At 39.0% G+C, this 11,748-nt stretch carries 9 protein-coding genes; 2 read left to right on the top strand and 7 right to left on the bottom strand.

Annotated elements, in window-relative coordinates; translation table 11 throughout:
* Positions 1 to 125: 125 nt before the first annotated feature.
* From ACQKN4_RS18065 to ACQKN4_RS18055, 3 genes are all read right to left on the bottom strand, one after another.
* A complete protein-coding gene (locus tag ACQKN4_RS18065) occupies positions 126 to 1,910 on the bottom strand; it encodes an acyl-CoA dehydrogenase family protein (protein ID WP_079561461.1) in 1,785 nt (594 codons plus the stop codon).
* A gap of 120 nt (positions 1,911 to 2,030) precedes the next feature.
* Positions 2,031 to 3,203 (bottom strand): acetyl-CoA C-acetyltransferase, encoded by a 1,173-nt coding sequence (locus ACQKN4_RS18060; protein WP_079561460.1) that lies wholly within the window; start codon positions 3,201 to 3,203, stop codon positions 2,031 to 2,033.
* Between the two features lie 53 nt (positions 3,204 to 3,256).
* The gene (locus ACQKN4_RS18055) at positions 3,257 to 5,641 is read right to left on the bottom strand and encodes a 3-hydroxyacyl-CoA dehydrogenase/enoyl-CoA hydratase family protein (protein WP_427484401.1); all 2,385 of its coding nucleotides are present in this window, start codon (positions 5,639 to 5,641) and stop codon (positions 3,257 to 3,259) included.
* 409 nt (positions 5,642 to 6,050) lie between these two features.
* On the opposite strand from ACQKN4_RS18055, the gene ACQKN4_RS18050 reads away from it, so the two are divergent.
* The gene (locus ACQKN4_RS18050) at positions 6,051 to 6,368 is read left to right on the top strand and encodes a thioredoxin family protein (protein WP_079561458.1); all 318 of its coding nucleotides are present in this window, start codon (positions 6,051 to 6,053) and stop codon (positions 6,366 to 6,368) included.
* A 59-nt stretch (positions 6,369 to 6,427) separates the two neighbouring features.
* Positions 6,428 to 6,931, top strand: a complete 504-nt coding sequence (locus ACQKN4_RS18045) for a C39 family peptidase (RefSeq protein ID WP_079561457.1) — start codon at positions 6,428 to 6,430, stop codon at positions 6,929 to 6,931.
* A gap of 45 nt (positions 6,932 to 6,976) precedes the next feature.
* Here ACQKN4_RS18045 and spoIIP read toward each other — a convergent pair whose 3' ends face one another.
* The 4 genes from spoIIP to ACQKN4_RS18025 all read right to left on the bottom strand — a co-directional run bounded on the left by spoIIP (position 6,977) and on the right by ACQKN4_RS18025 (position 11,367).
* Entirely contained in the window at positions 6,977 to 7,879 is a 903-nt protein-coding gene (gene spoIIP / locus ACQKN4_RS18040; protein WP_079561456.1) for a stage II sporulation protein P, read from the bottom strand.
* Entirely contained in the window at positions 7,869 to 8,408 is a 540-nt protein-coding gene (locus tag ACQKN4_RS18035) for an RNA polymerase sigma factor (protein ID WP_427484400.1), read from the bottom strand. The genes spoIIP and ACQKN4_RS18035 overlap by 11 nt, the downstream gene beginning before the upstream one ends.
* 625 nt (positions 8,409 to 9,033) lie before the next feature.
* Positions 9,034 to 9,921 carry a 5'-3' exonuclease gene (locus ACQKN4_RS18030; RefSeq protein WP_427484399.1) on the bottom strand — a complete coding sequence of 296 codons (888 nt, stop codon included), beginning with the start codon at positions 9,919 to 9,921 and terminating at the stop codon, positions 9,034 to 9,036.
* A gap of 456 nt (positions 9,922 to 10,377) precedes the next feature.
* Entirely contained in the window at positions 10,378 to 11,367 is a 990-nt protein-coding gene (locus ACQKN4_RS18025; protein WP_427484398.1) for an agmatinase family protein, read from the bottom strand.
* Positions 11,368 to 11,748 lie beyond the last annotated feature (381 nt).

The raw sequence follows: 11,748 nt of genomic DNA, 5'->3' as shown, positions 1-11,748 counted from the left end.
AAAATGACTCCGGCAGCATACCGAAGTCATTTAATCGCTGTTTAATGTAGCAAATGGTCTTTTATTAAACTGTCTACTTTATAGGGTTCAGTTCACTCTGTGGATAGCTAGGGTTTTTTTGCATATTAAACTACAAATTTTTCTGCTTCAATTAATTTAACAGAAGCTTCGCGTTTCTTCGCGATTAAGTTGTATGGGTTGTTGCGAGTTAATTTACGCAGTGCAGACAATGTCATGCGTGCAGCGTCGCCGTCTGCTGAAGCAAGAATCGTATCTTTTGCTTCTTTTTCAATTTCTGCAAATGCTTCTTGGCAGAAGATTTGAGTATACAGTAATTTTTGATGAGCTTTTTCAGCACCGTCACGAGCAATCGCCTTTTCTGTACGCAATACAGCAGATTCCATAGCGAATAGTTGGTTTGCGATATTTGCAATCTTCACTAATACTTCTTGCTCTTGATCAAGCTTCGCGCCGAAGCGTTGTGCTGCTAAACCTGATGCTAATACAGCAATTTTCTTCGCATTTTTCACAAGGTATTTTTCCTGTGCTAATGGCTCTGTACCTACATCTTCAGGCATTAGCATAAGAAGCTCTTGTTGTAAATTTTGAGCAACTTGTAGCAACGGCAATTCACCTTTTATTGCCTTTTTCATAAATGTACCTGGTACAATCATGCGGTTAATTTCATTTGTACCTTCAAAAATACGATTAATACGAGAATCACGATAAATGCGCTCTACTTCGTATTCAGCCATAAAGCCGTAACCACCGTGTAATTGAACCGCTTCATCCGCAATGTAATCTAAAGTCTCAGAACCAAATACTTTAGCAATAGAACATTCAATAGCATACTCAGCAATTGCACTAGCAATCACTTTCCCTTGTTTTTGCTCATCTGGGCTTAGCTGACTTAAGCGGTCCTCAAATAAACCTACTGTACGATAGTTTAATGACTCAGACGCATACAATTGTGATGCCATTGTCGATAATTTTTCTTTTGTTAGATTGAAATCAGACAGCTTCGTTTTAAACTGCTGACGTTGGTTTGTATATTGAATAGCAAGCTCTAATGCACGTTTCGAGCCACCGATTGTTCCAACCCCTAATTTATAGCGACCGATATTTAAAATATTAAAGGCAATAACGTGTCCGCGACCTACTTCACCTAATAGGTTTTCTACAGGTACTTCTGCATCTTCAAGGATTAAAGTACGTGTTGATGAAGATTTGATTCCCATTTTTTTCTCTTCTGCGCCAACTGAAACGCCATTGAAGGCACGTTCTACGATAAATGCCGAGAATTTATCGCCATCGATTTTTGCATAGACAACAAATACATCTGCAAAGCCTGCATTTGTAATCCATTGCTTTTCACCATTTAAAATATAATGTGTTCCTGCATCGTTTAACTTCGCAGTCGTTTTTGCACCTAATGCATCAGAACCTGAACCTGGCTCTGTTAATGCGTAAGCAGCGATTAATTCACCTGAAGCAAGCTTTGGTAAATACGTCTTCTTTTGATCTTCATTTCCGAATAGGACAATTGGTAAAGAACCAATGCCTACGTGTGCTCCATGTGTAATAGAGAAACCGCCAGCTACAGACATTTTTTCTGCGATTAATGCAGAAGAAACTTTGTCTAATCCTAGCCCTTCATATTCTTCAGGTACATCCGCGCTTAGTAAGCCGAGTTCACCTGCGCTTTTTAGTAGACGAACCGAATGCTCAAATTCATGGTTTTCTAAATTTTCAACGACTGGTAACACTTCATTTGCTACATACTCTTCTGTAGTTTTAGCAATCATTTTATGCTCATCTGTGAAATCTTCTGGTGTAAACACACGATCTAATTCCACATCTTCAATAATAAATCCGCCGCCTTTAATGAAATCCGTTGTTTTTTCTGTCATTCTAAATTCCTCCCTATATATCTATTTTTAATAGTTTTTATCCCCAATATATAGAAAAGCTTGAAGTACTACGTTCGGAGGCAACCGAAAACGGTGCACTCCAAGCTGATCTAGCAAAAATTATAGAAGTTCAAATACTCCCGCAGCACCCATACCGCCGCCGATACACATTGTTACGACACCATATTTCTTACCTTGACGCTTTAATTCATGAATGAGCTTTAATGTTAAAATAGCTCCCGTTGCACCAAGTGGGTGACCTAGGGCAATTGCTCCACCATTAACGTTTACTTTGTTTTGGTCAATGCCTAAATGACGGACGACTTGTAAGGATTGTGACGCAAATGCTTCGTTAATTTCCCATAAATCAATGTCATCTATTGATAAGCCTGCAATTTCAAGTGCTTTAGGTACTGCCACGATTGGTCCAATACCCATCACCTCAGGAGGTACGCCACCAACTGCAAAGCCTAAAAACTTCGCCATCGGAGTAAGACCTTGTTTTTCTGCTTCCTCGCGATCCATCACTAGTACCGCTGCTGCACCATCCGAAGTTTGAGAAGCATTACCAGCTGTAACACTACCTTTAACATGGAAGGCCGGACGAAGCTTCGCTAAACCTTCTACAGATGTACCTGGACGTACACCTTCATCCATGCTAAACGTGAATTTTTTCACCTGTAGTTTGTTGTTGTCATCTACATAATGTTGCTCCACTTCGATTGGTACGATTTCATCATTGAACTTACCTTCTTTAATCGCTTTTTCCGCAAGCTCGTGTGAACGAACAGCAAATGCATCCTGATCTTCTCTACTAACATTGTATTGACGTGCCACTTCCTCAGCTGTATGCCCCATCCCCATATAATATTGTGGAGCAGTTTCAGCTAATGTTGGATTTAAGCGAGGTGTATTACCTACCATTGGCACCATACTCATAGACTCGACGCCACCAGCAAGAATTGCCTTAGAATGTCCTAGCATAATACGCTCTGCTGCAAAAGCAATTGCTTGTAAACCTGACGAACAAAATCTATTAATTGTTAGTGCTGGCGTTGTATCTGGTAATCCAGCAAGCGCTCCAATACTACGTGCTACGTTCATGCCCTGCTCAGCTTCCGGCATTGCACATCCTAAAATTAAATCGTCAATCGGACCTTCATAGCCCGCTCTTTTTAATGTTTCTTTGACAACAACCGCTCCAAAATCATCTGGTCTAACTGTTGATAAAGAACCCTTCTTCGCTTTTCCAATCGGAGTTCGTGCTCCTGCTACAATAACGGCTTCACGCATCGTATTAATCCCCCTTTGTTTCATGTGCAAGTATAGTGAATTCAGTCTTAAAGTTAGTTACGCAATGGTTTTCCCTTTAAAAGCATGTGCTGCATTCTTTGTTGAGATAACGGATCTGCCACTAAGCTTAGGAACGCCTCACGCTCAAGGTTTAATAGGTATTGTTCATCTACTAATGTGCCATATGGAACTTTACCACCAGCAATGACATACGCTAATTTTTTAGCGATTTTTAAATCGTGTTCACTAATATAGCCTGATTCAAGCATCCCTTGCGCACCGATTAGTAGCGTACCGTATCCTGATGCGCCGACTACAGGAACTTTCGTAGGAATAGGTGGTAAATAACCTGCCTCATAAAGCGCTAGTGCAGCTTGTTTTGCATCATATAGTTGGTGATCTGGGTTAACAGAAATCCCATCAGCAAAGTTTAAGAAATTATTTTCACGTGCTTCCTCACCAGATGTCGAAACTTTTGCCATCGCAATCGATTCAAATACTTTATTAGCAATATGTTGATAGTCTACTTCCACGCCATTTGGTAACCCTTTAAGGAATTTTTGGTAAAGTGCTTTATTACCGCCTCCACCAGGGATTAATCCTACGCCAACTTCAACTAGGCCCATATACGTTTCCATTGTTGCTTGAATATGCGCAGCTGGTAAGCAAACCTCTGCTCCGCCACCTAGTGTCATAGCAAAAGGCGCTGCTACAACAGGCTTGCGAGAGTATTTAATCTTTTGCATCGCATCTTGGAATGCTTTAATAACGAAATCTAGTTCAAAAATATTATCATCCTGTGCTTCTACTAAAATCATTCCTAGATTTGCACCAACACAGAAGTTTTTCCCTTGGTTACCGATGACTAAGCCTTTATAGTTCGCTTCTACTTCATCGATTGCAAAGTTAATCATTTGGATAATATCTAAGCCAATTGCATTTGATTGGGAATGGAATTCAAGTAATGCAATTCCATCACCTATATCTATTAAACTAGCACCTGTATTTGATTTAATAACGCCGTGCTTTTTCTTATAGCGTTTTAAGTTAATTTCCTTTTCATTCACTGGCACTTTTACGTATTCAGAGCCATTATAATAGGCTAGGTCACCGTCCATGTCGGAATAGAAAGTTTCAAAGCCGCTTGCTAGCATATCTTTGACGAATGCCGGTACCTCACGACCTTCTTCCTCCATTTTAGCTACGGACTCTTTGACGCCGATTGCATCCCATATTTCAAATGGCCCTTGCTGCCAGCCGAAGCCCCATTTCATAGCATTATCAATGGCAACAATATCATCAGCAATTTCACCGTGTAACTGTGCAGAGTAAATGAGCGTCGGAGCGAAGATACCCCATAATAACTCTCCTGTACGATCCTTAGCATAAGTTAATGCTTTCACTTTATTTGCTAGTCCACGAGTTTGTTTTGCCATTTCAATAGAAGGAGTTTTTAACTTTTTAACTGGGCTATACTCTAAAGTGTTTGGATCAATTTCAAGTATTTCTTTGCCTTGCTTTAAGAAGAACCCTTGACCTGATTTTGCTCCGAGCCAGCCGTTTGTGACCATTTTCTGTAGGAAGTCTGGTACTGCAAATACTTGCTGCTCTTCACCTGTTGTTTGATCATAGACGTTTTTCGCTACATGAATAAATGTATCTAAACCAACAACATCCAACGTTCGGAAGGTTGCAGATTTTGGACGACCAATTAATGGACCTGTTACAGAATCCACCTCGCCAACTGAATAGCTACCCTTCATCATTTCTTGTAAAGTAATTAGTAAACCGTACGTTCCGATACGATTGGCAATGAAGTTCGGTGTATCCTTAGCAAGTACGACACCTTTCCCAAGCACATCTTCGCCAAATGTTTTCATAAAGCTTACAACCTCTGACGCTGTTGTGTTTGCTGGAATGACTTCAAGTAATTTTAAATAACGCGGCGGATTGAAGAAGTGAGTTCCTAAGAAATGCTTTTTAAAATCTTCTGAGCGCCCTTCTGCCATTGCATCGATACTAATGCCCGATGTGTTTGAACTAATAATTGTGCCTGGCTTACGTACAGCATCAATTTTTTCATATAGGCTTTGTTTAATCGCTAAATTTTCAACGACAACTTCAATAACCCAATCTACATCTTTTAATTTCTCTAAATCGTCCTCAAAGTTTCCAACCGTTAGTAGTGATAAATTTTTCTTAGAAGTAAGTGGTGCTGGTTTTTGCTTTAATAACTTTTGCAGAGCTCCGTTAACGATACGATTTCTCACAGCAGGATGCTCTAAGGAAAGACCCTTCGCTTCTTCCTCTTTTGTTAGTTCCTTCGGCGCAATGTCTAATAATAATGTTGGAATACCGATGTTTGCTAAATGTGCTGCAATTCCAGAGCCCATTACCCCAGAACCTAGAACAGCTGCTTTTTTAATGTTGTAAGTCACAAGCAATTCCCCCTTATTCTCCCATTGAATGAATAGTCATTCATTTTTTGACCAAAAAAATATCAAAGTTTGCCTCGTGTATTTTTGTCCAGTATTTGAATTAGTTTAGCTCTATTCAAATTTAATCTGTGACGTACAACTAAGGCTTATCTTCGTTCAACTACCATTTTAGTTTTTGAGGTAAATTTTTCCGTCGAATGAAGATAAAACTACTTTTTCTGTTTTCAGTGTAGAATATTTTGTTTCATTTAGCAATCTTTTTTCTCCAATTATTTTTGCGATATACAACTTTTTTCGTTTTTTACGAGCGAAAACAAGACAATAAGCAGATAGCGATTATTCCAAACAGAAAACTTTCAGGATACGTTAAAAATGTGTAGAATGGAAAGCGAGGAGAGTGAAATAACAAATGAAAACAATTACAACTGCTGACCAATTTAATGAACTAATCTCTAGTGACCAAAAAGTGCTAGTAAAATTTTACGCTGGATGGTGCCCAGATTGCACACGCATGAATATGTTCATCGATCCAATTATCGAAGAGTACAACCAATTTGACTGGTATGAACTTAACCGTGATGAACTTCCAGAAATTGCGGACAAATATGATGTAATGGGTATTCCAAGCCTACTAATTTTCCAAAACGGTGAAAAATTAGCACACTTACATAGTGCTAATGCTAAAACACCTCAGCAAGTTACAGATTTCTTATCTGAACAAAAATAATTGAAAAACGGAGCTGCATTTCTTTTTGAAATGCGGCTCTTTTTAGAAAGGAGAATATGATGCGCCAGCAATTGTCGCTACTCGGAAGATCACAATATGATGCATCTATTTCACCAAACTATCGTAATTCCGCTTGTGGACCTACAACTGTACATGTAATTTTAAACTACTTGGAAGATCAAGCTCCTTCGGTAAATGATCTTTATAAACTTCTTGGTGGCACCAAAATTGGGTTATTTAAGTGGCGTCTAATTCGCAATCTTCGGCGGCTCCGGCCGACATGGGATATTCGTGATTGTACTTTAAAGGAGGCTATGCAGGAAATTGATGCAGGGAGACCTGTCGCCATACGCTTTGACCGCTATTTTAGCCTGAATTGGGGAGATAAAAAGGCTGCCTTCGCGTATCATTGGGTACCTCTGATTGGCTATGAAATACGAAATGATGAGCTGTTATTAATGTTCCATGATAATGGTGGTGCTAATCGTGAAAGTAAAATTCGAACGGCCCTTTTTAAAGATAATGAGAAAGTATTGAGCTTTGTCAAAATCACACCGAGCTAACTGACAGCGTGCTTACAATGTTAGACACGCTGTTTTTTCACTTATTTACTCTTCAAGAATAGCTTTTAGAACTTGTGCGAAAACATCCATTGTTCTATACGTTTCTTCCAGCGTATTTTCTATACTTCCAACTTCTAATAATACGGAATTATCGTGAAGATCTTGATTATAGGTGTTTTGGGGATTGACCCCTTTTTCTACTACACCTATTGATAGTCCCGGATATAATTTTTCTAGTTGTTCATGAAGCTGAGTTGCAAATTTTTTATTCGTTTCATAGTTCCCACTCGTTTTTGATACTTCCAATTTAATTCTTGCGTAATCTTTGCCTTTAATTTCAATTGTGGAGTCCCGTCTTTTTGTAGAATCTCGATGTATATCAAAAACCATGCGAATACTGTCATTTTCAGCTAAGACTTTTTGTAAATTTTCCCGTGACACTTTATATGAATCCGGAAAATGTAAACCTCTTTGTTTTAAGATTCCAGCTATATCAGTCTCATCATGAATTGATGGAACCTGCAATCCCTTCAATGCTCTACTTAACTCTTTACCTACCAATGTTACATTTTTAGTATCACTGTACGCCTGCTCTCTATACATCTGCTGTGCAGGAATCTCTGGAATATATGATTCTATATTATGTGAATGATAAATATAGACTACAGGTTCTTTTTCGTCCATTGCAGAAGACGATGAAGTCCCACCAACACTTTGGATTACCTCTGAAATTTTGCCATTTTCATTAAAGAAGAGTAACCATGAAAAAATAAATGCACAAACTAAAACACCACCTGTAATCACGGAGAATTTTGTTAAAATTCTTTTTTTACCCATGCTACGTGCTCGTTGTCTAAGCGTATTCTCAGTTGCAGAAACAAACTCCTTTCTAGGATGTTGAGGGTACATTTCTTTTAGCATATCAAAAAAGTCTTTTTCATTTTGCATTTGTCAATACCCCCTCTATTTCAATATTCAGTTTTCTTTCGAGCTCTTTTAGGGCTCTGTGATAATCAACTTTAACTTTCGATGCACTACATTGAAGAATTTCCGAAGTCTCGTTAATGGAAAATTCATTAATACCTCGAAGTATGACTACAGCTCTGTATTTTGGTTTTAATTTAGCAATAGCTTCATGAATAAATCGTTTTAATTCTGTTACCTCAAATTCCTCATCAGGCCTCTTTTCATTCGATGATAATTGATTAAAAAAACCGTCCTTAAATAGTGAGGAAAATCGTTTCTTTCTGTAGTGATCGATCGCCACATGTTTTGCGATTGAAAAAATCCATGTTTTTAACTGATAGTTTCCGTTAAAATTCGATAAACCTTTTAATACCCGAATGAATACTTCCTGGGTCAAATCCTCAGCATCATTTTGATTTCCTGTAAAACAAACAAGAAATCTATAAACGTCTAAGTAATACAAATTGTAGATTTCAACGATTCTTGATTCGAAGTTATTTGAATCAATCAATCTTTCCCCTCCTTTTACTTATTTGCTTATAATTCGTTTGAGGCTAGGAAAAGGTTACAAAAAATTATAGTTTCTTCACCATAACGTGTGGTTGATTTCCTCCGACTGGGCGCTTTGTTGCTGACGCTACGCTTTCGCACAGATAAAACATTTGTTGTTTGTCACGAAGGCGTTATCACAGGATGTGATGCTTTTAGCCTTCGTTCCTCTATATCGCTAATCCCCAAGTAGTCGCCCAGTCGTAACGAAGATCAACTTATACATGATATACGAATTAGCAAAATGTCATCCCCAACTTATGATGAAGAGCAATAAAAAAGCAGAGCATATTTCTATACTCTGCTTTGATGACCTTGATGTTTGTTAATCAATTATGCCTTGGCATAATTGCGTCCGGAATCGGCTTTGTGCTTAGGCCTGCACGATGCAGGTCAGTTAGCCGTTATCGCATGGATGCGATGATTTTAGGCTAACATCCTATGTGAACTCCTTTTCGATTTCCGTGACATCCGCCGGAGGCTTTGGGCCAACGTGATGTTGATCACTCAGTCGTTGCCACAGGACGTGGCGTTCTTAGACTGAGTTCCTTTATTTCAGCGGATGTTTGAACACCCGCTGAAATAAGTTAAATAAGTGAATACAACGAGCGCGCCTGCTTTGCGATTAATGTGTAGCCACGTTGTTCTATTTCTTTGAACATTTGCGGCTCGTAATTAGGTAATACTAAGCTTGCTAAATCTGCCTCGATTGATACGTTTGTTTGAATTGTTGCAAGCTCATGTGACAAATTAAGCATATCTACATTCTCTTTAATTTTCGTACGTTGGCCAGGCTTTAATTCGTCAATCGATGTAAGAACATTTTCGATAGAACCATACGTTTGAATTAACGTAAGTGCCTGCTTTGGTCCAATTCCCTTTACGCCAGGATAACCGTCACTCGAATCTCCCATAAAAGCTTTGACCTGTGCAAATTGAATAGGTTCGATGCCATACTCCTCTTTAAAGCGTGAATCCGTATAAACGTCATACTCTGTGTAGCCTTTTTTCGTAAAAGCAATTTCCGTTGATGGTCTTAAAAGCTGCAGTAAATCCTTGTCTCCACTAATTACCGTAATGTCAGCCTCATCCTGAAATTTTGTAATCATTGAGCCAATTAAATCATCTGCCTCCATCCCTTTCACACCGAAGTTTTGCCAGCCGATTTGTTGAGATAAATTTTTCGCCATATCAAATTGCGGTAGCATTTCCTCTGGTGGTGATGGTCGATTAGCCTTATAGCCATCAAATAATTCATTGCGGAATGTATGTGCCCCCATATCCCAACAAACAGCTAGATGGGTCGGCTTCATAATAGATTGTGCCGTTAAAACATGACGTACAAATCCTTGAGCGCCATTCGAAGGTGTCCCATCCGCAAGGCGAATATAATGCCCCATCGCTGCAGACGCAAAAAATGAACGGAATAATAGCGCCATGCCATCAACAATTAGTAGTTTTGGTTTTGTTGTCATGATAAATAATCCTCTCTATAACAATACAATGATTGTATTCATCTATAATATTTCAGGTGTGTTGATTAACCATTTGCATCCACGCTCTTAATTAGAAAACCTGATTTCCGCTACGGGCTACTCGCTTTCCTGCGGGCGAGCGTCGAGCCGCTTCCTCCGCTTTTGTTGCTGTCGCTTCGCTTTCGCACAGGAAACATCCGCTCCGTGCAGGGTCTCGTCTGTCCCGCTTTTCCCGCGGGAGTCGAGTAGCCCTCCGCTACAATCAGTTAAAAAATGAGCATCATAAACAAAGTATCTACAAAAAAATTCTTTTGTCGATCAATAATAAACCTATAATTCCCTAATCAACAGGCCTGCCATAGTATATTAATATTAAGCATTGTTCTATTATAGCAAACTATCATCAAACTTCATTGTAAATATATACAAGCCATCATTCTACGTCTCATTTTCCAACTATCTAATTAGGGCGTTGCCTCTTTTAGAAATTCGATTGCGGTAATCCAGTCGAATACCTGTTAACCATTGTAAAAATGCTGTTACGCCCATCTTTACGGTTTCTGGGCGTAGGTCCCCCTCTTTTGGATTCGCATAAACAAAGTCAATATGGCGGACTCCTTCATTTTCTCCAATGAGCTTTAGAATATCGAATAATTCATAGGCCGTTAATCCACCTGGTGTTGCTGCAGGTACATCTGGGGCGAATGTAATATCGAGCACATCCAAATCGACAGATACATAAATGCGATCTACCTCATACATAAGCTGACGGAGCATTTCGCGAATGGTTAATTGAATGCCGTCACGACGCATTTGCTTTAACGTAATCATATGAATTCCTTGTTCTTTCGCATAGTGAATCATTTCTGGGGAATTAAAAAAGCCGTGTAGCCCGACATTATAAATATGTTTTCCCTCTACAATCCCTGCTGCAATAAGCTTCTGCATTGGAGAATCCATAGCTAAACCAATTTCCTCCTGATTCCGGGCATCCAAATGCGTATCAATTTGAATAATCCCTATGCGATCATTTGGAAAAGCATTCTTTATTCCTCTTAAGGAACAAGCTGTAATCGCATGATCTCCCCCTATAAGACAGGTGAAACTTTTAGAATATGCAGTACTTAAGCTTTCTGCAGCAGCTTCAAGAGCTGACTCTGAAAGCATTCTATCCGTCTCATGGATAGCCACATCGCCTACATCAACGACTGCCAACGAACGTAAATCTACTTGCTCATCTAAATTATAAGATTGAAAGCTTGGCCAAGCCTTTCGAAATGCTGTTGGATATAGTGCTTTTTCGGATGGTTTACTACTATACGATAATAAAGCTCCGTACAAAATAATATCTACATCACTTGGAACTGGATTTTCTTTTTGTTTAATCCATTGATGCATAGCTGAACCATTTTCTTGCTTATACTGCCATTCTGGTTGAATAAACATGTTTTCGACCCCTTCATACTATTTTTCTATATCTTAGCGTGGGGTTGATTTCAGTTCCGACAGGGCGCTTTCCTAGGGGCGTCGAGTCGGAACTGAAATCAACTTATCCACATGACATATGTTCTAACAAAATGTCATCCCCATCTTTTAGGTGATGAGCAAAATTAAAGTCAATTGCCCTGCATTAATTTATCGTCCCCTTAAAAATACCTAGAGAATTACCTTTAACATTAATAGTACCATTAGTACACACATTTTCGTCAAAGTTCAGGATTTTTCCTCTTAATTTTGAAAAATTCTCCTCACTCCATTTACCCTTAGAACATAAAAAAGAGCAAACTAGGCCATTTTCTAGTTTGCTCCTTCTTCTATACAGTGGGG

It is taken from the genome of Lysinibacillus sp. NPDC093692, assembly GCF_050280125.1.
Classification (GTDB): Bacteria; Bacillota; Bacilli; order Bacillales_A; family Planococcaceae; genus Lysinibacillus.
Note: the sequence above shows the minus strand (reverse complement) of the source record. Positions and strands in the feature narration are given on the sequence as shown.